Genomic DNA, 23,230 nt, shown 5'->3' on the forward strand with positions numbered 1-23,230 from the left:
CGAGGGCAACCCGGGCAAGTTCGGTCAGGCGTCGCGGCGGTTGACCACCACGAGCGCGCCGGCGAACACGATCGCCACGAAGGCGGCGAAGTAGATCAGGCTGCCCCACACGCCCCAGTGCCAATTGCCGGAGACGTCGTCGACGGTCATGAACCGGTTCATGTTGGCGAACGGCAGGAACGGGGTGACCGCCCGGCCGAAACTGCCGAACGCGCCGAGCAGACCCTCGATGAGCAGCGGCCACAGCACGATCAGCGAGATGGCCGCGGCCGACTGACGGACCAGTACACCGATACCGATCGCCAGCATCACCCCGAGCAGGGCATAGATCGGAATGCTGTAGATCTCGCGCCAGTTGCCCTCGAGCACCAGACCAGGGGCCTCGTCACCGACGATCAGCTTGGCCACCACGAAGGCGGCCAGCGCCAGCACACCGGTCAGCAGCGCCGCGTACACGCCGACCAGACCGGCCTTGGACACGATCACCTTCGACCTATTCGGCACCGCGAGGAAGCTGGCCCGGATCACGCCGAAGCGATATTCGCTGGTCACCGTGAGCGCGGCCATGATCATCAGCACCATCACGCCGAATCCGGTCACGCCGGAGGCGGCCAGGCCGGGGGTGAGCGGCGGCGGCCCCTGCCCTGGCTCGGCGTCGATGTTGGTGATCAACGCCATCAGTACGGCCAGGCCGATACCGAGCGCGATCACGACCGCCGAGCACCACCAGGGCGAACGGGTCGAGGTGAGCTTGATTCGTTCCGCGGCGAGCACTCCCATCAGAGCGCACCTCCCATCACCTGGTCGACGCCCGCGCCGTGGTATTCCACCGCGCCGCCGGTCATTCGCATGAACGCCTCCTCGAGGGAGGCCTGCTGTGGTGCCAGCTCGTAGAGCGTGACGCTGTTGGTTCCCGCCACCTTGCCGACCTCGTCGCTGGTCACGCCCGCCACGATCAGCGCGGCATCGCCCTCCTCGCGCACGGTCATGCCGTGCGAGGTGAGCAGACTGCGCAGCTGGTCGAGCTGAGGACTGCGGACCCGGACCGACTGCTCGGACGCGCGGTCGATGAAGTCCTTGGTGGTGGTGTCGGCGATGAGCTGACCCCGGCCGATCACGATCAGGTGCTCGGCGGTCTGGGCCATCTCCGAGAGCAGGTGGCTCGACACGAGCACCGTGCGTCCCTCACCGGCCAGCCGCTGCATGAAGCGGCGGATCCAGAGGATGCCCTCGGGGTCGAGGCCGTTGACCGGCTCGTCGAACAGCAACACCTTCGGGTCACCGAGCAGCGCCCCGGCCAGGCCGAGCCGCTGGGACATGCCGAGGGAGAACCCGCCCGCGTTCTTGCTCGCCACCTCGGAGAGACCGACGAGTCGCAGCACCTCCTCGACCCGCGATTTCGGCAGGTCGTTGGACGCCGCGAGCCATTCGAGATGGGCGCGCGCCGAACGGTTCGGATGCACCCATTTGGCATCGAGCAACGCGCCTACCTGGGTGAGCGGTCGCTCGAGCTCGTCATAGCGCTTGCCATCGATCAGCGCCGTGCCCGAGGTGGGCTGATCCAATCCGAGGATCATCCGCATGGTGGTCGATTTGCCCGCACCGTTGGGGCCGAGGAACCCGGTCACCTGTCCTGGATGGACGGTGAACGAGAGGTCCTGCACCGCGACGGTCTGGCCGAATTGCTTCGTCAGGCCCTTCAGCTCGATCATGCGTTCCAGCTTGCCGCATGTTCGGTCACGAGCGCGTCGCCGTGAGGTAGCGAGTCGGGTCATCCTCGAGGATGACCCGACCCCGAGACCGGACTAGCGGCCCGGGGACGACGCCTGAGCCCAGAAGCGCTTGGGAATGCGTCCGGCCTGCCTGGCCAGGTATCCGGCCCGCACGGCGGCGGCCATCGCCTCGGCCATGAGTTCGGGCTCGCGGGCCCTGGTCACCGCGGTAGCCAGCAGGACTGCCGAGCAGCCCAGTTCCATGGCCAGGGCGGCATCGCTCGCGGTGCCGATGCCCGCGTCGAGGATCACCGGGACACCGGCGGCGGCCACGATCATCTCGATGTTGTGCGGGTTGCCGATGCCGAGGCCGGTACCGATGGGCGCGCCGAGCGGCATGACCGCGGCACAGCCCGCGTCCTCGAGCCGACGGGCCAGCACCGGATCGTCGGTGGTGTAGGGCAGGACGACGAATCCGTCGTCGACCAGCTGTTCGGCCGCGTCGAGCAGTTCGATCGGATCGGGCAGCAGGGTGCGTTCGTCGGCGATCACCTCGAGCTTGACCCAGTGCGTCTCCAGCGCCTCGCGGGCCAGGCGCGCGGTGAGCACCGCCTCGGCGGCGGTCCGGCAGCCCGCGGTGTTGGGCAGCGGGGTGATGTCGAGGCGCTTCAGCAGATCGAGCACGCCGGTGCCACCCGCCGCGTCGACCCGGCGCATCGCGACGGTGGTGAGCTCGGTGCCCGAGGCGACCAGCGCCTGTTCGAGCACGGCGAGGTTCTCGGCGCCGCCGGTGCCCATGATCAGGCGCGAGCCGAACTCGGCGTCGGCGATGCGCAGCGGCTCAGCCACCCTGGACCGCCGTCAGCACCTCGATGGTCCAGCCGCGCGCGACCGGCTCGTCCCAGCGCGACTTCGGGAAGACCGCGCCGTCGACCGCCAACGCCACCCCCTGGCACGGCAATTCGAGCCGGGTCAGCAGTTCACGAACGCTGAGCGGCTCGGCGAACTCGTGGTCGACACCGTTGACGGTGACACCGATCGGGATGGTCGAGGTCATCGGACTCCTCCTGGGGAAGACGACAGCGCGGACGTCGAAAAGCGTTGGGGCGAAGCGGCTTCGGCGTAGTCGGGGACGACGCCGTCGAGCAGCCGCGCGACGGTGACGGCGGTGAGCGCGAGGGTCAGCATGCCGTTGCGGCCGTGGCCGGTGGCCGCGACGACCCGGTCGTCGAGCGGGCCGAGCAGCGGCAGGTTGTCGGGGGTGGCTGGTCGTGAGCCCGCGCTCGCCTCGGCCAGTTCGTATTCGCCGATCCCGGGCAGCACGGTCTCGGCGTCGGCGATCAGGTCGCGAACCCCGCCGACGGTGACCGTGGTGTCGAAACCGGCTTCGTATTGTGTTGCGCCGACGACGATTCCGTCCGCGCGCGGCACCATGTACACCTGCCTGCCGTGCACCCGAGCCCGGATCACCCGGCTCGGCGGCGCGCTCACGCCCGGCCGGTGGCGCAGCCGGAGGATCTCGCCCTTCACCGGTCGCACCGGCAGCCCCGGCCACAGCTCGGCGGAACGGGCACCCGCGGCGAGCACGACGCGATCGTGCGGCAGATCATCCAGTGCGACAACAGCTTCGGCGCGAATCTCGACACCCGATGCGACACAGGCAGCGTCGAGGGCGCGCAGCACCCGCCGGTTGTCGATCGCCGGTTCGGTGGTGGCCAGCAATCCGGCGCGGACGGTGCGGGCCAGCGCCGGTTCCAGCGCACGCACGCCGGCGCGATCGAGCACCCGCAGATCGTGACCGAACCCGGCCAGCCACTGCGCGACCGTGCGCAGATCGGCGGCATCGGCGCCATCGAGCGCGACGGTCAGGGTTTCGTCGGCGACGAACACCGACTCGCCCGATATCGCGCGCAACTGTTCGGCGAAGGCGGGCCACTCAGCCAGCGCGGCCGCGCCGAAGGCGAGCACCCGCTCCTCACCGGGCCAGCCCTCCGACAGCGGCGCGAGCATGCCACCGGCGACGAAGGAAGCGCCGGAACCGGGTGCCGGATCGAACACGGTGACCGTCCAGCCCGCCTCGGCGGCACGCCACGCGACGGCGAGTCCGACGGCGCCGCCGCCAACGACCGCCAGAGTTCGCATCACGTTCCACCTGTCCTTTTCCGCCTGTCGACCGCCATGGCGTTCGCGTCTCCACGGTAGCGCGACTACCGTCGACACCGTGCAGCCCTCCCATCCGAATCGTTCCGTCCCGCCCCGGGAGCGCCTGTCGACCGCGCTGCTGTATCTGTGCACCGACGCGCGCCGGGACAAGGGCGATCTGGCCAGGTTCGTCGATGCCGCGCTCGCGGGTGGTGTCGACATCGTCCAGCTCCGCGACAAGGGTTCGCCCGGCGAGGCCGAGTTCGGTCCGCTCGAGGCGAAGGCCGAGCTCGGCGCGCTGGCCGAGATCAAGGCCGCGACCCGTCGCCACGGTGCGTTGCTCGCGGTGAACGACCGCGCCGACATCGCGCTGGCCGCGGGCGCCGATGTCCTCCACCTCGGCCAGGGTGATCTGCCGCCCGCCTACGCGCGGCGCATCCTCGGCCCCGATGTGGTGCTCGGCCGCTCGACCCACAACCGCAACCAGGCGGGCCTGGCCGCGATCGACGGCCACCTCGACTACTTCTGCACCGGCCCGATCTGGACCACCCCGACCAAGCCGGGCCGTCCGGCGGCCGGGGTCGATCTGGTCCGCTCCACCGCCGACGCCCACCCGACGCTGCCCTGGTTCGCCATCGGCGGGATCGACGCCGAACGCCTGCCCGAGGTGCTCGCCGCTGGTGCGCGCCGCGTCGTGGTGGTGCGCGCGATCACCGAGGCCGCCGACCCGGAGGCCGCTGCGCGCGAGCTCAAAGAGGCGCTACTCGCCGGGGCGGATCCGCGCTGACCTCGGTCCGACTCGCTGGGCCGGACAGTCCAGACCACCTCGGCGCAGGAACAGCTGCCCGGTACGGCGCAGGGCGCGGCTCGGGGCAGTGCGTAACCGGAAGAACGACAGCATGGCGGCGCTGAGCCGCTTGCCGACGTTGGCCCTGCGGTCGTCGGCCCCAGTTCGGGCATCGATGACAGGTCGATGCAAGACGCTGCTCAGGCCAGCAGGTCCGCCCGGCGCACGCTCAGTCCGTCGTGCCGTTCGGCGTCGACGACCACCTCGGCGCCTGGCCCGTCGGCCAACGTGTGCAGCCAGTAGAACCCCTGGTCGGCGAGGTCGACGGTGCGTGGCAGCGCCGCGGTCAGCTCCTCGTGATCGGCCTCGATGCGCACGCGCAGCGGCACCGCGCGCAGGCCGACCCACGACAGCGCGAACCCCGGGTGCAGTGGCAGATCGGCGACCTCGTCCTCGGGCACCCAGGCCAGCTCGCAGCTCTCCCTGTTGGCCACCGTCGCCAGCGGGCGCTCGGCATCGGCCACCACCGTGGTGTAGGTCCAGCCGCTGGGCGCGGTCATCGTCAGCCGTTGGGCGCGCACGCGCAGGGCGGCCGCGGTGATACCCGCCTCCTCCTCGGCCTCTCTGACCGCGGCGTGCTCGGCCGTCTCGTGTGAGTCCCTGGCGCCACCGGGCAGCGCCCAGGTACCGCCCTGATGACTCCACAGCGCCCGATGCTGCAACAGCACCGCCGACCCACCGCTCGGCAGCGGCGCGCGCAGCAGCAGCCCCGCCGCACCGAACCTGCCCCAGTGCCGAACACCGTCCGGGCTCTTCGACCACCCGTCTCCGTCACCGCGCATCCAATACTCTTTCCTCCGAGCAGCCGGACAGCAACCGTCTCGGGGGTGTCTGAGGGGCTGCGCCACCGGTAGGACCACAATAAACTCCGCACCAGTACGAGTGCGCGGAAAGCACGGGGAGGTGAACGATGGGCGAACTGGGAAACCGCGACGCCTCGACCGAGGTGGCCGCCGTGCGTCCGCGCCCGTCGTCGCAGGCCAGCACGGGTGTTGACGCCACTGATCCGATCGCGGCCAAACCGCTGACCGGGCGTCGTATGCCGTTGCGCCGACCGGCGATCGTCGTGGACCGACCACCCGCTCCCGACGTCAAAGCGTTGCGCGCGCAGTTCGCCCCGGCCCGGTTGCGCGGGTTCGCGCAGTCGTCGCCGGGCCGTCTGGTCGCCGCCGGACTGGTGCTCATCGCGCTGTGTGTGGCCACGGGCGCGGTGACTTCCACGATCGTCAGCGATCGCCAGCAAGCTCTCGGCGTACTGCTCGACGACACCGAACCCGACGCGCACTCGGCCAACCACCTCTACACGTCGTTGTCCATCGCCGACGCCGCCGCGGGCACCGCCTTCATCGCGGGCGGCCTCGAACCCGCCGCCGTGCGCGACCGCTACACCCAGGCCATCGGCGAGGCCGCGGCCGAGCTGGTGACCCAAGCGGGCGACACCGCCACCGACCGGGACCCGGCCACCGATCGGCAGCTGCGCACCGGCATCGCCACCGGCCTGCCGGTCTACACCGGACTGATCGAGACCGCGCGGGCCAACAATCGCAACGGCTACCCGGTCGGCGCGGCCTATCTCAGCGAAGCCTCGCACCAGATGCAGACCTCCCTGCTGCCGATGGCCGAGGAGCTGGAGAACCACCGGTTCGACGCGGTCACCGCGGCCCAGCACCGGCACGTGCAACCACCGTGGACCGCGATCGTGTTGCTCGTGCTGGCGCTGGCGGCGCTGATCTGGGTCCAGGTGGAGCTCGCGCGCCGATCGCGGCGGGTGTTCAACATGGGCCTGCTGCTGGGCACCACCGCGCTGGCGCTGACGCTGCTGTGGACGGTGGCGGCGGGTTCGGTGTCGGCGATATCGATGATCCGCGGTCGCGACCAGGGCGTCGTCCCCGCGGCCCGGCTGGCCGAGAGCCGGATCCTGGTACAGCAGGCCAGGTCGGCGGAGATGGTGAAGCTGGTGCGCCGCGATGCCTCCGGCGACTACGACCGCACCTTCGACGTGAACACCACCCGGCTCACCGAACTGCTCGACGGGTACTCCGACAACGCACCGGCTCGCGACCAGGTCGCCGCGGCGCGTGCGGCGCTCGCCCGCTGGCAGTCGGCGCATCAGCGGATGAACGACACCCTGGACCGCGGCGATTTCGCCGGTGCCGCCGCCGTCGCCACCGGGCCGGGCGCGGCCGATTCCGCCGCCCAGGTGACCGCGCTCGACCGGGCCCTCGGCGAGGCCGGTGTGGCAACGCGGAACACATTGCGGTCCAAGGTTTCCCAGGCCATCGACGTTCTCGCCTTCCTCGCTCCCGGCGCCTTCGCGCTGGGCATCGCGGCGGCCGTGTGCGTCGGGCTCGGCCTGTGGCCGCGATTGCGGGAGTACCGGTGAGGCGCGGGCGCGTCCTCGCGGCGCTGGTACTGGTGTGCACCGGACTGCTCGGCTGCTCCGACGGCACGACCGAACCCATCGAGCGCGGCATCTATTCCGAACCGCCCTTGCCCGCCGGGGCGATTCCGATCGGCACCGATACCCCCGTGCCCGTCGCCGGCGACCAGCAGTGCGGCGATCCCACCGCCAGCTTGCGGCCGAGTACCGCCGGTGGGCCGACCGTCGAGGCGATCCGGGCGCGCGGAAGGCTGATCGTCGGGCTCGACGCGGGCAGCAACCTGTTCAGCTTCCGTGACCCGCTGACCGGGCGCATCGTCGGCTTCGACGCCGACATCGCCCGCGAGATCGCCCGCGATCTCCTCGGCAATCCCGATCTGATCGAATACCGCAGTCTGGCTTCGGAAGAGCGCGAGCCCGCGTTGATCAACCGCACCGTCGACCTGATCGCCAAGACCATGACGATCACCTGCGAGCGGCGCGAGCGGGTCGCGTTCTCGACCGTCTATCTGCGGGCCGATCAGCGGGTGCTGGCGATGAAGAACTCCGGTATCGACGGCCTGGCCGATCTGGCGGGCAAGCGGGTGTGCGTGGTGCGCGGCACCACCTCGCTCGACCACATCCGCCGTGACCAGCCCGCCGCCACCATCCTGACCGTGCCGACCTGGGCCGATTGCCTGGTGGTGCTGCAGCAGCGGCAGGTCGACGCGGTGAGCACCGACGACTCGATCCTGGCCGGGCTGGCCGCCCAGGACCCCTACACCGAGGTGGTCGGCGGGTCCATCAGCTCCGAGCCCTACGGCATCGGCATCCCCAAAGGCGACGATGACCTGGTCCGCTATGTGAACGCCACCCTCGACCGCATCCGCGACGACGGCACCTGGGTCCGCATCCACAACCGCTGGCTGTCCACCCTCGATCCGGCACCGACGCCCCCCGCGCCGAAGTACCAGGACTGATCCATGCCAACGACGCAGCCATCGAATGGTGAACCAGCGCAGCATGATCCGGCCGACAAGGATCTGGCATCGAGCGCCCCGTCCCCGCTCGACCCGACCGGCCACTACCCCGAACGACCCGACTCATCGCACCCTGCGCGACGCGACCCGGACCCGAAGCGATCCGGTCGACCCGACCCCGCACTCCGTGATCGGGCACAGTCCGAACCGGGTCGGTGGGAACCGACAACGATCACGCAGCGGCCGAAGCCGGGCACGCTCCCGGGCGGCTGGACCCTGCCGCCCGACCCCGCCGGCGACGAGACCCGGCCGCTCCCCACCCTCACCGCCGCCGAGATCGCGGCGCGCACGCCGCCCGCCGGGGAACACGCGGCCACCGAACTCAGTCGACGCTCCGCCGGTGAGCACGGCGCCACGGAACTCAGCCATCGAGCGGGTGAACCCGCGCAAGTGCACCCGGTCACCGAACGCGCTACCCCGCCCGGCGTGCACCCCGCCGCGTTCGCGCCGACCGAGGCGGCCCCTCGCTCCACCGAGCCGCCGGATACCCAGGCGAGTCCCGCGGACACCGAATCGACCGGGGACACCTGGCATTCCGCACCGCAGAGCAGCACGGGCACCGCACGGTCCGGACGCAGCGTGCGCACAGCACGATCGCGGCCAACCCGCAGGCTCGGCGCGGGGCTGGTGCCGATCCCCACCGTCACTCCCGCCGATCCGCGGGCGGCGGTACTGCGGGACCCGGTGGTCTCGGAGGGCAAGCGCTTCTGCTGGCGCTGTGGCAATCCGGTGGGGCGCTCGACCCCCGCGTACGCCGCGGCGAGCGCGGGCGAATGCGAAACCTGTGGTGCGGCCTACGATTTCCGGCCCTCGCTGCACGAGGGCGACATGGTCGCCGGGCAGTACGAGATCCAGGGCTGCATCGCCCACGGCGGGCTCGGCTGGATCTACCTGGCGATCGACCGCAATGTCAGCGACCGATGGGTGGTGCTCAAAGGCCTGCTGCACGCCGGTGACGCCGAGGCGCAGGCCGTGGCGATGGCCGAGCGCCAGTTCCTGGCCGAGGTGGCGCATCCCAGCATCGTCAAGATCCACAACTTCGTCGAGCACACGGCGGGCGACGGGTCGAGCATCGGCTACATCGTCATGGAGTACGTCGGCGGACATTCCCTGCGCGACATCCTCGACGCCCGGCCGCGCGGTGAACGCATGCCACTCACCGAGGCGATCGCCTACGTGCTGGAGGTCCTGCCCGCGCTCGAGCACCTGCACTCGATCGGCCTCACCTACAACGACCTCAAACCCGACAACGTGATGGTCACCGAGGACCAGGTGAAGCTGATCGACCTCGGCGCGGTGGCCACCATCGACGCGTACGGAAATCTCTACGGCACCAAGGGCTTCCAGGCACCAGAGATCGCCAGAACCGGTCCGACCCCCGCCTCCGACATCTACACCGTCGGCCGGACCCTGGCGGCGCTCACGCTGCACCTGCCCAGCCAGCACGGCCGCTACCTCGACGGCATCCCCGACCCCGCCGACGAACCGCTGCTGGCCCGATACGAGTTCTTCCACCGTTTCCTGCTCACCGCCACCGAACACGATCCGGCCCTGCGCTTTCCGACGGCACGCGCCATGTCGGCCCAGCTGGCCGGGGTGCTGCGCGAGATCCTGGCCGACGACACCGGCACCGAACATCCCCAGCTGTCCACCGTCTTCAGTCCCCAGCGCACCAGCTTCGGCACCGAGGAACTGATCAGCCAGACCGACGCCTACCGCGACGGCACCGGCCGCTCTCCCCTGCTCGACCCCACCACCGTGGTCGCCGCACTGCCGCTTCCGCTGATCGATCCGGCCGACCCCTCCGCGCCGCTGTTGGCCGCCACCGCCAACCCCGAGCCCGAGCGCGTGCTCGAGGCGTTGCACGACGCACGCGAACGCGCCGAGGCCGATCCCGACAACGCCCCGGAGACGCTGGCGGCCGAACTACTCTTCGCCGAGGCGCGCGCCCGGCTCGAGCTGGGCGAATCCGCCGCGGTGCTACACCTGCTCGACCGATCGACCACCGCATCCGATTGGCGCGCCGACTGGTTCGCCGGCCAGGCGCACCTGCTCGAACTCGACTACGAAGCGGCCTTCGCCGCCTTCGAGGCGGTGCTGCGGGTGCTGCCCGGTGAGATCGCGCCCAAGCTGGCGCTGGCCGCCACCGCGGAACTGATTCTGCAGCACTGGGACACCGACGAGCCCGAACAGTGGCGCGCCTTCGCCGAGCGCTACTACGACACCGTCTGGCGCACCGACCGCGCCGTGGTGAGCGCGGCGTTCGGTCTGGCCAGGCAGCTGGCGGTGGCGGGCCGCGTCGGCGAGGCGGTGCACGCGCTCGACGACGTCCCCGCCGCGTCCCGGCACTGCACCACCGCCCAGACCACGGCGATCCTGCTCCTGCTCACGAGCGCTCCCGTCGGCGCGCTGGACGAGCAACTCCTCCGCCTCGCCGCCTCCCGCGCCCAAGCTGTCCCGCGCGGCGAGAACCGCGCCATCCTCATGCGCACCCTCGTCCAGGGCACTGCACTGGCCTGGCTCCAGGCAGGCAACACACCGAAACGCACAGACGCCAAGCTGTTCGGCCGCCCCTTCGACGAGCGGGACCTGCGCGAGGGCACCGAATCCGGCCTGCGCACCCTCGCCCGCACCGCCCCCGACCGAGCCCACCGCTACGCCCTGGTCGACCTCGCCAATTCCCTACGCCCCCAGTCCTGGTTCTGAATCTGCGCCGATGACTCAGCTCGCGGTGACCAAGTCGTTCGCGGCCCTGGCGATCGCGAGTTCTTCGTTGGTCGGGACGACGAGTACCGCGACCCGCGCGCCGTCGGGCGAGATGCGGCGGACGCCGGGAGCTCTGGTCTCGTTGCGCGCCGGATCGATCTCGATGCCGAAGCCGCTCAGGCCGGCGAGCGCGTCGGCGCGCACGGCGGCGCTGTTCTCGCCGACACCGGCGGTGAACACGATGTCGTCGACGGCGCCGAGCTCCACCAGGTAGGCGCCGAGGTAGCGGCGCAGGCGGTGGATGTAGACGTCGTAGGCCAGCTCGGCCGCCGCGTCACCACCGTCGATGAGCTGCTGCAACTCCCGGAAATCGTTCACCCCGGACAGCCCCTTGATCCCGGAATCGCGGTTGAGCAGCTGCTCGACCTGCTTCAGGTCCAGTCCGGCGACATGGATGAGGTGCGGCATGATCCCCGGGTCGAGGTCGCCGGGCCGGGTTCCCATCACCAGACCCTCCAACGGGGTCAGGCCCATGGTGGTGTCGATGGCCACGCCGCCCGCGATGGCCGAGGCCGAGGCGCCGTTGCCGAGGTGGAAGACGATCTGGTTCAGCTCGCTACTCGGCCGACCGAGGAACTCCGCGGCCTTCTCCGAGACGTACTGGTGCGAGGTGCCGTGGAATCCGTACTTGCGAATACCGTGCGCAGCAGCGACTTTCGCGTCGATCGCGTAGGTTCGCGCCGCTTCGGGCAGGCTGTGGAAGAAGCCGGTGTCGAACACCGCCACCTGCGGGATGCCGGGCAGCAGTTCCCGGGTGGACTCGATGCCGATCACATTGGCCGGATTGTGCAGCGGCGCGAGCACAGACAGCTCGCGGATCGTGCGCACGACGTCGTCGGTGATCAGCGTCGGCTCCCAGAAGACCTCGCCGCCGTGCACCACCCGGTGCCCGACCGCGCCGACACCGACCGTGGTCAGGTCCAGGCCGGTCTCGCGGAACATCTCGAACGCTTGCCGCAGCCCGGCCCGGTGATCCGGAATCGGCCCGTCGTGCACGAGTTCGCGGTCACCGCACTCGTGGGTGATCCGCCCGCCCTGGGTCTCGCCGATCTTCTCGACCAGCCCCGAGGCCAGCACTTCGGCCGTATCAGCGTGCAGCAGTTGGTATTTGATCGACGAGGAACCGCTGTTCAGAACCAGAACCAGGTCACTCACTTCTCATCCCCCTGTGCCTGGATGGCGGTGATCGCCACGGTGTTCACGATGTCGGCGACCAGCGCGCCACGAGACAGGTCGTTGACCGGCTTGCGCAGACCCTGCAGCACCGGACCGATCGCCACCGCACCAGCGCTGCGCTGCACCGCCTTGTAGGTGTTGTTGCCGGTATTGAGGTCGGGGAAGATGAACACCGTCGCGCGCCCGGCGACCAGCGATTCGGGCAGTTTCGCGCTGGCGACCGTGGGCTCGATCGCCGCGTCGTACTGGATCGGGCCCTCCACCGGAAGCTCCGGCGCGCGCTCGCGCACCAGGTCGGTGGCGGTGCGCACCTTGTCGACATCGGCGCCGGTGCCCGACGCCCCGGTCGAGTACGACAGCATCGCCACCTTGGGATCGATGCCGAAGCGGGCCGCCGTGCCCGCCGAGGACACCGCGATGTCGGCCAGCTGCTCCGAACTCGGGTCGGGCACCACCGCGCAGTCGCCGTAGGCGAGCACCCGGTCGGCCAGGCACATCAGGAACACGCTCGACACCGTCGAGACACCCGGCACGGTCTTGATGATCTCGAACGAGGGCCGGATCGTGTGCGCGGTGGTGTGCGCGGCACCGGAGACCATGCCGTCGGCGATCCCCTTGTAGACCATCATGGTGCCGAAATACGAGATGTCGGCCATGGTTTCGCGGGCCCGCTCGAGCGTCATCCCCTTGTGCTTGCGCAGTTCGGTGTACTCGGCGGCGAATTCGTCGAGGTAGCCGGAGGTGCGCGGGTCGAGCACCTGCGCGGCGCCGATGTCGACGCCGAGTTCGGCCGCCCGCGCTCGCACGGAGGTCTCCTCGCCCAGGATCGTGAGGTCGGCGATCTTGCGCTGCAGGACCCGGCCCGCCGCGCGCAGGATGCGGTCGTCGTCGCCCTCGGGCAGCACGATGCGCTTGCGGTCGCCGCGGGCGCGTTCGATCAGCTGGTATTCGAACATCTGCGGGGTCACCACGCTCGACGGCGGCACCTGGATGCGCTTCAGCAACTCCGGCGCGTCGACCCGCTGTTCCATCAGCGCGAGCGCGGTGTCGACCTTGAGCGGGCTGCCCGCCCACATCCGGCCGCGGGTGCGGTGCACGGCGCGGGCGGTGTCGTAGGTGCCCAGCTCGGTGGTGAGGATCGGCAGCTTCGGGTGCAGGCCCTCCATCAGGCGCGCGATGGCCGGGTGCGGGCGGATGCCGCCGTTCATGATGATGCCCGCCAGCGACGGAAAGCCCGCCGCCTCATGGGCATTGACCATGCCGAGCAGCACGTCGGAGCGGTCGCCCGGCGCGATGACGACGACGCCGTCGGACAGGCGCTCGAGAATGTGCTCGGCGGTCATCCCGCCGACCATGATCTTCAACGCCTCGCGCTGGAGCAGTTCCGGATCGCCGCTGTAGATCTCACCGTCGATGGCCTCGCACAGCTCACCCATGGTCGGCGCCATCAGCAGCGGCACCTCGGGCAGCGTCCACGACGGCACGTCGAACGCGCCGAGGGCGGACCCGATCTCGTCGAGCTCGTCGGGCGCGCAGCGGTTGGCGACCACCGCGACCAGGTGCGCGTGCTCGGCCCCGAGTTCGGTGGCACACAGTTCCACCAGTTGTTTGACCTCGGCGGGTGCGCGGTCGGCGCCGCGCACCACGAGTAACACCGGGGCGCCGAGATTCGCCGCGATGCGGGCGTTGTAGCGCAGCTCGCTCGGGCTCCCGACGTCGGTGTAGTCGCTGCCGACGATCACCACCGCGTCACAGGCCTTGGCCACGTCGTGGAAGCGCATCACGATATCGCTGATCGCGGCGTCGGGGTCGCGGTGCACGTCCTCGTAGGTGACACCGAGTGCCTGCTCGTAGCTGATGTCGGCGGTGCTGTGCTCGAGCAGAAGCTCGAGGATGTAATCGGGTTTCCCGGCAGAACGGGTGATCGGGCGGAACACGCCAACCCGTGCTGTGGTCGCGCACAGCATCTGTACGACACCGAGTGCCACCGTAGATTTTCCGGTGTCCCCTTCCGGCGACGCGATGTACACGGTGGACGGTGCTTGTTCGACCATGCCCGCGAGCTTAGTGAATCGACGGCGATTCAGGGGTTCGGAGTGGCGCGATCGATCGCGTTATAGTCCGGCCCATGACACCGCAGTTCCCAGACCGGCAGTGGGGCTCACGCACCAATCCGCTCTCGCGCGCAGCCAACCGTTTCGCCGCCACCAAGCCGGGTTCCTGGCTGATCCGCACGGCGACCCCGCTCGACCGCGCCCTGCTGGAACGCACCGACGCCAAGTACACCGTGCTCGGCCCGATCGGCGCCCCGGTCATCCTGCTCACCACCACCGGCCGCAAATCGGGCGTGCCCCGCACCCAGCCCCTCCTCTACGTCCACGACGGCGACACCCTCTACGTGGTCGGCTCCAACTTCGGCCAGGAACACCACCCCGCCTGGACCGCCAACCTCCTCGCCGACCCCGCAGCCACCGTAGCCATCGCCGGCGAACGCATCCCCGTCACCGCCACCCTGGTCCCTGACGCCGACAAGGAAGCCATCTTCACCCGCTTCATCGAGATCACCGGCGCCTACGCCGCCTACCGCGACCGCACCACCCGCAACCTCCGCGTCTTCGCCCTGAAGCGGGCATAACCGAGGTCAGCGGACCGGGTCGTAGACCGCGAATCCGAGATGGCCGGCGACAGTGGCCATCGTCTTGTCGTGGGTGACCACCGTGAGGTCTTCCAGCCCGCTGCGCAGGGCCGAGGCCAGGTGGATGGCATCGAGGGTCTTGACGTGCGAGGTGATCGCTTCGGCTTCGTTGAGTACGGCGTGATCGACGGGGACGACATCGATGTAGTCGATGATCTGGCTACGGTCGAGGACCGGTAGCCCCTCCCTGCGCAGCACTCGTGTGATCTCGGTACGCAGCAACCGCGAGGACAAGATCCGACTCTCGCGGTCGGCGGTGGTTTCGTCGAACCACCGGGCAGCATCGACGGAGTGCCCCAGCATGATTCGGATGGCGACCGAGGTGTCGAGGTAGTAGGCCCTCACCACTCGCCCTTCTCGGACTCGAGCAGCTCGTCGATGGACTCGGCCGTCCGGAGTTCATGCCGAGCGATGGCAGTCGTGCGCGCTCCACCCTCGACCGCTCGCTGGATGATCTGCGTCGACGTGACCGCCGGCACGATGTAGCCCACCCGATGATTGTGCCGGGTGAGCTCGTAGACCTCACCCGACTCGACGTCAGCAACCATGGCAGAGGGGTTCTGGCGCAGCTCACCAACACTGATCGACTTCATACAGCCAGCATACGCCATGAATGTCTACCAATGTCTACACTGCTCAGCCCAGGGCGCGCAAGCGGGGAGCCAGGTCGCGCTTGAACAGGTCGAGGAAGCGGAGCTGGTCCTGGCCGGGGGCGTGGAAGACCAGATGGTTGAGGCCGGCGTCGAGGTAGGGCTTGATCTGGGCGACGGCCTCGTCGGGGTCGCTGGCCACGATCCAGCGCTTGGCGACCTGTTCGATCGGCAGGGCGTCGGCGGCGGCTTCCATCTCGATCGGGTCGGTGATGTCGTGCTTCTGCTGCGGCGTCAGCGAGAGGGGGGCCCAGAAACGCGTGTTCTGCAGGGCCAGTTCGGGATCGGTGTCGTAGGAGATCTTGATCTCGATCATCTTGTCGATCCCGGCGACATCGCGTTCGACCTTGGCAGCGCCCTCGGCGACGGCGGGCATCAGCTTCTCGGTGTAGAGGTCCATCCCCTTGCCCGAGGTGCAGATGAAACCATCGCCCGCGCGACCGGCGTAGCGGGCCACCACTGGGCCGCCGGCGGCGATGTAGACGGGGATGCCGCCCTTGGGCACGTCGTAGATGGAGGCGCCGACGGTGTGGTAGTACTCGCCGTCGAAATCGACGCGGTCGCCGGTCCACAGTTCACGCATGAGCCGCACCGCCTCGCGCAGGCGGGCGAAGCGCTCCTTGAAGTCGGGCCATTCACCCTTGTAGCCGGTGGCGATCTCGTTGAGCGCCTCACCGGTACCGACACCCAGCATCACCCGGCCCGGGTACAGGCAGCCCATGGTGGCGAAGGACTGCGCGATCACCGCCGGGTTGTAGCGGAAGGTGGGGGTGAGCACGGAGGTGCCGAGCTGGATGCGCTCGGTGCGCTCGCCGACGGCGGCCAGCCAGGCCAGCGAGAACGGGGCGTGGCCGCCGTTGTGTCGCCACGGCTGGAAGTGGTCGCTCACCGTCGCGCTGTCGAGGCCGTGCTGTTCGGCCGCCACGGCCAGCTCGACGAGTTCGCGCGGTCCGAACTGTTCCGCCGATGCCTTGTACCCGAGCTTGAGCTCAACCATTCCAGCCACTCCTGTCGTCTGCTTCCTCGCGCGGCGTCTCGCCACTCGACACTAGCCAACACGTCGGCCCCTGTCCGTCATCCATGCATCCCACTGACCGGTCGGCTTTTCGTGGCCTCGCTTTTAGCGGATGATTAGCTGGTGACCGCCAAAGATGAGCAGATCTTGTCGTACCTGACCGACATGGACGGCGTGCTGGTGCACGAGGATCAGCTGATCCCGGGCGCCGACGAGTTCCTCGCCGAACTGCGCGCCAACGAGATCCCGTTCCTGGTCCTGACCAACAACTCGATCCGCACCCCGCGCGACCTCCAGGCCCGCCTGCGCCACACCGGCCTCGACATCCCCGAGGAATCCATCTGGACCTCCGCGCTGGCCACCGCGACCTTCCTCGACGACCAGCGCCCGGGCGGCACCGCCTACGTCGTCGGCGAATCCGGGCTCACCACCGCCCTGCACGAGATCGGCTACGTGCTCACCGACAGCAATCCCGACTATGTCGTCCTCGGCGAGACCCGCACCTATTCCTTCGAAGCGATCACCACCGCTATCCGCCTGGTCGACCGCGGCGCCAAGTTCATCGCCACCAACCCCGACGCCACCGGCCCCTCCCGCGACGGTGTTTTGCCCGCCACCGGCTCGGTCGCCGCCCTGATCACCAGGGCCACCGGCAAAGAGCCCTACTACGTCGGCAAACCCAACCCGCTCATGATGCGTTCGGCCCTGCGCCGCATCGGCGCGCACTCGCAGTCCACCCTGATGATCGGTGACCGCATGGACACCGACGTCATCGCGGGCCTCGAAGCGGGCCTGCGCACCATCCTGGTCACCTCCGGCATCTCCACCAAGTCCTCGGTGGAGACCTACCCCTTCCGCCCCACCCTCGTCGTCGACTCGGTCGCCGACCTCATCGGCCGCACCCGCCACCCCTTCACCGCCTGAGGACGAGCAGCCAGAGATCCGGATAAAACTACGGAGTTCTCCGACAGAGCCGCCGCCGACGCACCCGGAACCGGCCCCGCTCAGTATCCGGCGCGCGGTTCGAAGCCGGGATCGGGCAACGCTGGCGGTGCGGCCGACTGCACCGGGGCCTGCTGCTGCGGCACACTCCGCGGTGGCGGATCCGGTACACCCGCGGGAGCCATGGCATCACTGCCCGGCAGTACGACTTCCGGCGTGGCCGTGACGGTCGAGGGAGCCTGCTCCGGGGTCGCCGTCGCGCTGACCGCTGGACTCGTGGTGCCTGCGGGTGATCCCGCGGGTGCCTGATCAGGACTCCCACCGCAGCCGGCCAGCACCAGGACGGCCGCACCGAGCGTGACCGCGGACCAGCGATTTCGATATCTCATGACGGACACGGCGTCAGCGTAGTCGCGTGTCCGAGCGGCCGCCGTCATGCGTTCGACCGACACCACCACCACTGTCGCAGCGCAATACTGAACTGTCTTGCAACTGAACTGTCCTGTGCCATAAAGCGATTGGGTAACCATGAGATTCCGCCGCGCATGTTCCTCGGCTACCGCAGCGTGGACCGCGATGATGCTGGCCGCCGTGCCGATGGCGGCGACAGCGGCGGCCGCACCCCCGGTTGGCGCGACGGTAGTCGTCCTAGGGGATTCGTTCACCGCGACCGCACCTGTCCTCGGGCACGCCGACGACGGGTGCACCCGTTCGCCGTCCTCATGGCCGAATCAGCTCGCGCACGACACCGGTCTGGCCGGGTCCCCGCAGTTCGTAGACGTGTCCTGCAATGGCGGCACGATCGATACCGGGAACGGCTGGACTCTGGTTCACCAAGCACGTAAGGCGTCCGCGCAGGGGGCTTTCGGTTCGGACACCCGCGTTGTGCTGATTCAGGTGGGGCTGAACGACGTGTGGGGGGCCTCCACCGGGACGGCATTCCCATCCACGGACTGCCTGCTCAACATTGTCGCCGGATGCGGCTTCGATGCCACCGAGCAACATCGCCTGCCCGACTATCGCGCCGTCAGCGGGGCGCGGTACGCAGACCGGGTGCGCAATGTCATCACCTTTGTCCGGCACTACGCAGCGGACGCGCGAGTAGCTCTCGTCGGCTACCCAGAGGTGTTCCCGTCCGGCCAGCCGACCGCCTGCATGGACCTGGCCGGTATCGGCCGGATCGTACAGCCACGCGCGGAAGGTTACATCGCCTATCTCGACCGGATCCAAGTAGCGCAGCGGGACGCGGCCCATCTGCTCGGGATCGAGTTCGTCGATGTCCGGGCGATCACAGCGGGACACGGAAGTTGCACGAACCAGCCATGGGTCAGCGGACTCGACGGAGCGACCTCGTTGTTCGACGGTGCTCCCATCCATCCGAACACCCAGGGCAACGGCGCCGTCGCAACGCAGGTACGCGAACGGTTCGGGTTCTGAACGCGGTGCCTACCACGAAGCTGCCCGCGCTCACCGGTGCACGATGGTGGGCGGCCGTCACGGTTTTCGTCCTGCATGCGCTGGTGTTTCTGCCGATCTATCCGTTCCAGAAATCCGAACTGTTCCGCGTCATCCATGATCTCGTGCCGATGCAGCAGGGCGCGGCGGGCGTGACCTTCTTCTTCGTTCTGTCCGGTTTCGTGATCTGCTGGTCGTTCCGGCGTGGGATGTCCGTGCGAGGCTACTACCTGCGTCGATTGCTCAAGATCTATCCCACCCATCTGATCGCCGCCCTCGTGCTGATTCTCGTGGTAGCCGTCCCGTTGACCCGGCCGGTGGTGTGGTTGCCGAATCTGGCGCTTTTGCACACCTGGGTGCCGAATTGGACCACGCTGGGTGGGCTCAACGTGCCGTCTTGGTCGTTGTGCGCGGAATTGCTTTTCTACCTGAGCTTTCCGCTAGCGCTGCCGCTCCTCGCCCGGATCCCTCGCCATCGACTGTGGTGGGCAATGGCCGGTCTGGTCATCGCCATCCTGTTGCTGCACACCGGATTCCACCTGTGGACCGAAGGCCCCAAGGACACTGCCAACGTTTTCGCCGTCCGGCTGTTGCCAGGGGAGGTTTCGCCCGAATTCGAAATACACGTCTCGCCACAGTGGTTCGCGCAGTCCGACATCCCCATCCCGACGTCGTACTGGCTCAGCTACCTGTTCCCGCTGTCCCGGCTCCCCGAGTTCTACGTCGGCGTGCTCGCGGCTCGAATGGTTGCCGAACGGGTATGGCGCGATACGCGGCTGGTCACACCACTGGCAGCGCTGGCGCTCTGCTATGCCGCGACATGGTTCGTGCCGGTCAACTACAAGATGTCGGCTCTGCTGGTCGCCCCGATGGCCGCCGTGGTGGCGACCCTGGCCACCCGTGATCTCGCGGGGATCAACGGCATCAACAACACCCGGCCGATGATCTGGCTCGGCGACATCTCCTTCGCGTTCTACATGATCCAGTACCCGGTGATGGTGATCGTCACCCGGCTGTTCATCGGCGGCCGACAGTACTCGATCGGCGGCTGGGCGCTGTGGACCTCTGTCAGCCTCGCCGCCTCGATCCTCGCCGCGGCCGCCATCTACCACGGCATAGACAAACCGATCATGCGCCGCTTCGCGCATCGCTCACCACGGGTCCGGCAGACCGCGCCGCCGCTAGCTCATTCCGCGATCAAAGCGCGAACCAAGCCGTAGGCGATCTCGTTCGCCGGGCGTCCGCCCGCGGGCCCATCACGTAACGTGCAGAGCACCACGATCGTGATGCCGGTGTCGGGGTCGTACCCCATAAAGGTCTGGAAGCCGGGTATGGCACCGTCGTGGCCGAGCATCGGGCCGAACGACTCGAGACCGAGTCCGTAGCGGATACCGGCGGGGTCACGCCGGTCCAGCGGGGCCGCGCTGGTGAGCCGTTCCCGCTGTAGCTCAGGACCTATCAGCTCGTCACTACCGACCAGTGCGCGGACGTAGGTCGCGAGGTCTTGCGCGGTCGAGATCACGCCGCCCGCCGCACCGATCCAGGATGGGTCGAGGTTCGTCACATCGGTAGGCGCCAGGTCGCCTGTGCGAGCTGCTGCGACTTGGGCGGAAGGCAGAACCACCGAGCTGAGCGCCGAGGTGTTGGTCCCGTAGAGGTAGCCGCGCGGCGACGGCGAGGGAAGCGTGGCCTCGCCCGGTTCAGGATAGGACGTCTTGGTCAAGTCGAGCGGGCGGAAGATCCGATGTGTCAGCAGCGATCCGATGTCCTGCCCGGTGACCTGTTCGAGCACGGCAGCCAGCAGAATGGTATTCGTGTTCGAATACCGGAACTCCGTGCCCGGTGCGGAGTATGGCTCCGAGGCGAATCCGATTCGCAGGAGAGCCTCCGGTTTCCATACGCGGCCGGGATCGTCGTCCATGATCGCGGCGAACGACGGATTCTCGTTGTAGCTGAACAGGCCACTGCGCATGTTCAGCAGGTCGGCGATTGTGATGTCGTCGCCGTTCGGAACGCCCGCACGATAGCGCGACACCGATTCGTCGAGTGCCAGCCTGCCCTCTCCGACCAATTGCAGCGCGACCGTGCCCACCATGGTCTTGGTGGTCGAGCCGACGCGAAAGAAGTCCTCCACCAGCACCGGATCGTTTTGCCCGAGTATGCGACTACCGAATGCCCGCTGCCAGTACGCATCCGGCGTCCGCACGTAAACCACCGCCCCGGGGACGAGTAGCGCGTCGAGGATCTCGCGCACTATCGGTTCCGCGAGTCGACCGAGTGCCACGGATAGCTCCGCGGGGGTCCGGTCGATCGCGGTCGGATCGACGGAGGGTCGCTCGGATACGGTGCCGCCACCGGAGACGAGAGCCGAGCACAAGATGGCGACAGCGCCCAACCGCGTCCATCGTCGGGGCATGTCGCGAAAGAAGGTCATGTTCCCCGGTTCCCGATGACGGACAAGGTCCCGCCGTTGAAGTTCGATACGTAGATCTCGCCCGCGACCGGACCCACCGCGACTCCATGCGGACGGGCACCGACACGAACGGTCCCGGTGACCACACGGGTGCCGACATCGATAAGAGATACGGAATTGGCCGACCGCGCGTCGTCGAGTCCGTGATTGGTGACGTACACCGTCCGGCTCGCACGGTCCACCGCAATACCGACGGGGCCGATGCCGACGCCCAGGGTCGCGGTGACGGCGCGCGCCCGTGTGTCGATCACCGACACCGTCCCGTCCGCATGGTTGGTCACGTAGGCGGTGTCGGTGTCTGTGTCGACCACCACACCCCACGGCTGATTGCCGACCCTGATCGTGGTCACCACCGAAAGTGTGCCGGTGTCCACTACCGCAACCCGGCGATCGGGCGCCTCGGGCGGTCCCGCGATCGCCACGAAGGCGCTGCCGGTGCCCGGGTCGAGGGCAATGCCGTAGGGATGGCTACCGACCGGAACTGTCGCAAATACGTCCCTGGCGCGCAGGTTCACAACAGACATCGTGCCCGCGTCGAAGTTCGTCACATAGGCAGTGCGCCCGGCCTGGTCGACGGCGATCCCGTAAGGTCCAGCACCGACTGCGATCCGGTCGACGACGGCCCGGCCACGCGTCTCGATGACTGAGACCGATCCGTTCCCCGCGTTGGTGACATAAGCCAGACCTGCTGTCGAATCCACGGCTATCGCAGTGGGTTTCGCGAAGTCCGGCGAGGTGATCGACATGGTTGCACCGGTCTCGATGTCATACACCGACACCGAGTTGGACAGACTGTTGGTAGCGAACACACTCCCGGTCGCCGCGTCGACGGCCACTCCCCACGGCTGCGCGCCGACCGGGATCGTCATACTCACCGTGTTCGGAGCGATTCGGGAGGCCGTCCCGCGAACCGGGGGCGACTCGCCGTCCCCGGATGTCGTGCTCATCAGCAGTCCCGCGACGACGACCACAGCAGCGACAGCACCGATCACTTTGAAGCGCAGCGGGATTCGCTGCCACCAGGGGCGTTGACCCTGAACCGGTGGCTGCACCCAGGCCGGCGTCGGTGCGGCCGAGCCGGTGGCACGACGCGCTGGTGCCACCCGTGCGTGGGTACCCGCGCCTGCCGCGGCGTCGTCGAGCACCTGGATCCAGTCCGCCGGTTCGGGTCGTTGTCCGGCCGGAGCGGACACGGCGGACCGGACGAGCTGCCGGACCGTGCCTGGCACACCCGCTGGTAGCTTGCTCGGGTCCCGAGTGGCCTGATCGCCGGCCAGGAGGCGCAGTGCCAGGAGACCGAACTTGTAGGCGTCGGACTGCGAGGTTGCCAATTCCTCACCGGGATAGCCTGTCACAACTTCCCAATCAGGTGTTTCGACCTGGTCGGTGACGGATCGGGAGCGCAACCGCATGGCGTCGCAGTCGATGAAGTACACCTGCCGCCGTGGTCGCAGCGAGAACAGGAGATTCTTCGGTGACATGTCGCCGACCGCGATGTCGTGGCGATGCAGCATGGCCAGCGCCGCCGCGGCATCGGAGAGCAGCTCGTAACGGTACCGATCCGACAGTGGGATCCCGCGCTTGGCCAGGAAGACGTCGTCGTTGAGGAGGTGCTGAAACTCCGCGGTCTTGCGCTGTACCGACGAGGTCATCATCATGTCGATGAAGAATTCGCCCGGAATGGACGGCATCACGAAACCGACCACGGTGGTCGAGTGATCTTCCTCGACCAACCTGCACGGCCAAGCCGCCCGATTCAGCAGTTCCATGCCATCGACACCCGGCAGCGACTCCAAGTAGGAGGGCATGTCCTCGAGCACATCGACCCGGACGCTGGGCAGCACCGGGGATTTGTACTCCTTGAATACCATTGCCCGCGCGTGCGGCATCTGTGCACGCGGGGCGAGATAGACCACGCCTTGGCCACCCGACGCCAACTTCGTCGTCACTCCCAGGCG

At 68.7% G+C, this 23,230-nt stretch carries 21 protein-coding genes and 1 pseudogene; 8 read left to right on the forward strand and 14 right to left on the reverse strand.

Annotated elements, in window-relative coordinates:
• Positions 1-24: 24 nt before the first annotated feature.
• The 5 genes from BOX37_RS31060 to thiO form a co-directional block, all read right to left on the reverse strand.
• Positions 25-780, reverse strand: coding sequence for an ABC-2 transporter permease (locus BOX37_RS31060; protein ID WP_071930716.1), 756 nt, complete (start codon positions 778-780; stop codon positions 25-27).
• The gene (locus tag BOX37_RS31065) at positions 780-1,712 is read right to left on the reverse strand and encodes an ATP-binding cassette domain-containing protein (protein WP_071930717.1); all 933 of its coding nucleotides are present in this window, start codon (positions 1,710-1,712) and stop codon (positions 780-782) included. Before BOX37_RS31065 ends, BOX37_RS31060 begins: the two co-directional genes overlap by 1 nt.
• A 93-nt stretch (positions 1,713-1,805) precedes the next feature.
• A complete protein-coding gene (gene thiG, locus BOX37_RS31070; protein WP_071930718.1) occupies positions 1,806-2,561 on the reverse strand; it encodes a thiazole synthase in 756 nt (251 codons plus the stop codon).
• Complete coding sequence (thiS, locus tag BOX37_RS31075) at positions 2,554-2,769, reverse strand: sulfur carrier protein ThiS (RefSeq protein ID WP_071930719.1); 216 nt, start codon at positions 2,767-2,769, stop codon at positions 2,554-2,556. The genes thiG and thiS overlap by 8 nt, the downstream gene beginning before the upstream one ends.
• Positions 2,766-3,854 carry a glycine oxidase ThiO gene (gene thiO, locus BOX37_RS31080; protein ID WP_071930720.1) on the reverse strand — a complete coding sequence of 363 codons (1,089 nt, stop codon included), beginning with the start codon at positions 3,852-3,854 and terminating at the stop codon, positions 2,766-2,768. The genes thiS and thiO overlap by 4 nt, the downstream gene beginning before the upstream one ends.
• A gap of 79 nt (positions 3,855-3,933) precedes the next feature.
• Here thiO and thiE point away from each other — a divergent pair, with 79 nt between their 5' ends.
• A complete protein-coding gene (gene thiE / locus BOX37_RS31085) occupies positions 3,934-4,641 on the forward strand; it encodes a thiamine phosphate synthase (RefSeq protein WP_071930721.1) in 708 nt (235 codons plus the stop codon).
• 200 nt (positions 4,642-4,841) lie between these two features.
• On the opposite strand, the gene BOX37_RS31090 is transcribed toward thiE, so the two are convergent.
• The gene (locus BOX37_RS31090) at positions 4,842-5,483 is read right to left on the reverse strand and encodes an NUDIX domain-containing protein (RefSeq protein WP_084760417.1); all 642 of its coding nucleotides are present in this window, start codon (positions 5,481-5,483) and stop codon (positions 4,842-4,844) included.
• Positions 5,484-5,611: 128 nt separating this feature from the next.
• Between BOX37_RS31090 and BOX37_RS31095 the strand changes: the two genes are divergently transcribed.
• From BOX37_RS31095 to BOX37_RS31105, 3 genes are read left to right on the forward strand one after another with little or no spacing between them, the layout of a single operon-like run.
• Complete coding sequence (locus BOX37_RS31095) at positions 5,612-7,084, forward strand: hypothetical protein (RefSeq protein WP_240505121.1); 1,473 nt, start codon at positions 5,612-5,614, stop codon at positions 7,082-7,084.
• A complete protein-coding gene (locus BOX37_RS31100; RefSeq protein ID WP_071930722.1) occupies positions 7,081-8,040 on the forward strand; it encodes a glutamate ABC transporter substrate-binding protein in 960 nt (319 codons plus the stop codon). The genes BOX37_RS31095 and BOX37_RS31100 overlap by 4 nt, the downstream gene beginning before the upstream one ends.
• Positions 8,041-8,043: 3 nt before the next feature.
• Complete coding sequence (locus BOX37_RS31105; protein ID WP_240505122.1) at positions 8,044-10,806, forward strand: serine/threonine-protein kinase PknG; 2,763 nt, start codon at positions 8,044-8,046, stop codon at positions 10,804-10,806.
• 15 nt (positions 10,807-10,821) lie between these two features.
• Here the strand turns inward: BOX37_RS31105 and BOX37_RS31110 are convergent, their stop codons facing one another.
• Both BOX37_RS31110 and pta read right to left on the reverse strand, forming a co-directional pair.
• On the reverse strand, positions 10,822-12,021 hold the full coding sequence (locus BOX37_RS31110) for an acetate kinase (protein ID WP_071930723.1): 1,200 nt from the start codon (positions 12,019-12,021) through the stop codon (positions 10,822-10,824).
• Positions 12,018-14,096 (reverse strand): phosphate acetyltransferase, encoded by a 2,079-nt coding sequence (pta, locus tag BOX37_RS31115; RefSeq protein ID WP_071930724.1) that lies wholly within the window; start codon positions 14,094-14,096, stop codon positions 12,018-12,020. Before pta ends, BOX37_RS31110 begins: the two co-directional genes overlap by 4 nt.
• A gap of 74 nt (positions 14,097-14,170) precedes the next feature.
• Here pta and BOX37_RS31120 point away from each other — a divergent pair, with 74 nt between their 5' ends.
• Entirely contained in the window at positions 14,171-14,677 is a 507-nt protein-coding gene (locus BOX37_RS31120; protein WP_071930725.1) for a nitroreductase/quinone reductase family protein, read from the forward strand.
• Between the two features lie 6 nt (positions 14,678-14,683).
• On the opposite strand, the gene BOX37_RS31125 is transcribed toward BOX37_RS31120, so the two are convergent.
• From BOX37_RS31125 to fgd, 3 genes and pseudogenes are all read right to left on the reverse strand, one after another.
• Complete coding sequence (locus BOX37_RS31125; protein WP_206045735.1) at positions 14,684-15,082, reverse strand: type II toxin-antitoxin system VapC family toxin; 399 nt, start codon at positions 15,080-15,082, stop codon at positions 14,684-14,686.
• A gap of 98 nt (positions 15,083-15,180) precedes the next feature.
• Positions 15,181-15,330: pseudogene (locus BOX37_RS36005) on the reverse strand (type II toxin-antitoxin system Phd/YefM family antitoxin); the annotation flags it as partial.
• A 43-nt stretch (positions 15,331-15,373) separates the two neighbouring features.
• A complete protein-coding gene (gene fgd / locus BOX37_RS31135) occupies positions 15,374-16,384 on the reverse strand; it encodes a glucose-6-phosphate dehydrogenase (coenzyme-F420) (protein WP_071930728.1) in 1,011 nt (336 codons plus the stop codon).
• A gap of 183 nt (positions 16,385-16,567) precedes the next feature.
• Here fgd and BOX37_RS31140 point away from each other — a divergent pair, with 183 nt between their 5' ends.
• Positions 16,568-17,326 (forward strand): HAD-IIA family hydrolase, encoded by a 759-nt coding sequence (locus BOX37_RS31140; RefSeq protein ID WP_420811643.1) that lies wholly within the window; start codon positions 16,568-16,570, stop codon positions 17,324-17,326.
• An 80-nt stretch (positions 17,327-17,406) separates the two neighbouring features.
• Here the strand turns inward: BOX37_RS31140 and BOX37_RS31145 are convergent, their stop codons facing one another.
• Entirely contained in the window at positions 17,407-17,742 is a 336-nt protein-coding gene (locus BOX37_RS31145; RefSeq protein ID WP_156910638.1) for a hypothetical protein, read from the reverse strand.
• 178 nt (positions 17,743-17,920) lie between these two features.
• Between BOX37_RS31145 and BOX37_RS31150 the strand changes: the two genes are divergently transcribed.
• Positions 17,921-18,781, forward strand: coding sequence for an SGNH/GDSL hydrolase family protein (locus BOX37_RS31150; protein ID WP_071930731.1), 861 nt, complete (start codon positions 17,921-17,923; stop codon positions 18,779-18,781).
• A gap of 5 nt (positions 18,782-18,786) precedes the next feature.
• Complete coding sequence (locus BOX37_RS31155) at positions 18,787-20,019, forward strand: acyltransferase family protein (RefSeq protein WP_240505123.1); 1,233 nt, start codon at positions 18,787-18,789, stop codon at positions 20,017-20,019.
• Here BOX37_RS31155 and BOX37_RS31160 read toward each other — a convergent pair.
• Both BOX37_RS31160 and BOX37_RS31165 read right to left on the reverse strand, forming a co-directional pair.
• The gene (locus BOX37_RS31160) at positions 19,986-21,083 is read right to left on the reverse strand and encodes a serine hydrolase domain-containing protein (protein WP_167660014.1); all 1,098 of its coding nucleotides are present in this window, start codon (positions 21,081-21,083) and stop codon (positions 19,986-19,988) included. The two genes, BOX37_RS31155 and BOX37_RS31160, sit on opposite strands and share 34 nt — an antisense overlap.
• Positions 21,084-21,229: 146 nt before the next feature.
• Positions 21,230-23,221 carry a YncE family protein gene (locus BOX37_RS31165; RefSeq protein WP_156910639.1) on the reverse strand — a complete coding sequence of 664 codons (1,992 nt, stop codon included), beginning with the start codon at positions 23,219-23,221 and terminating at the stop codon, positions 21,230-21,232.
• Positions 23,222-23,230 lie beyond the last annotated feature (9 nt).

This window comes from Nocardia mangyaensis (assembly GCF_001886715.1).
In the GTDB taxonomy this organism is placed as follows: domain Bacteria; phylum Actinomycetota; class Actinomycetes; order Mycobacteriales; family Mycobacteriaceae; genus Nocardia; species Nocardia mangyaensis.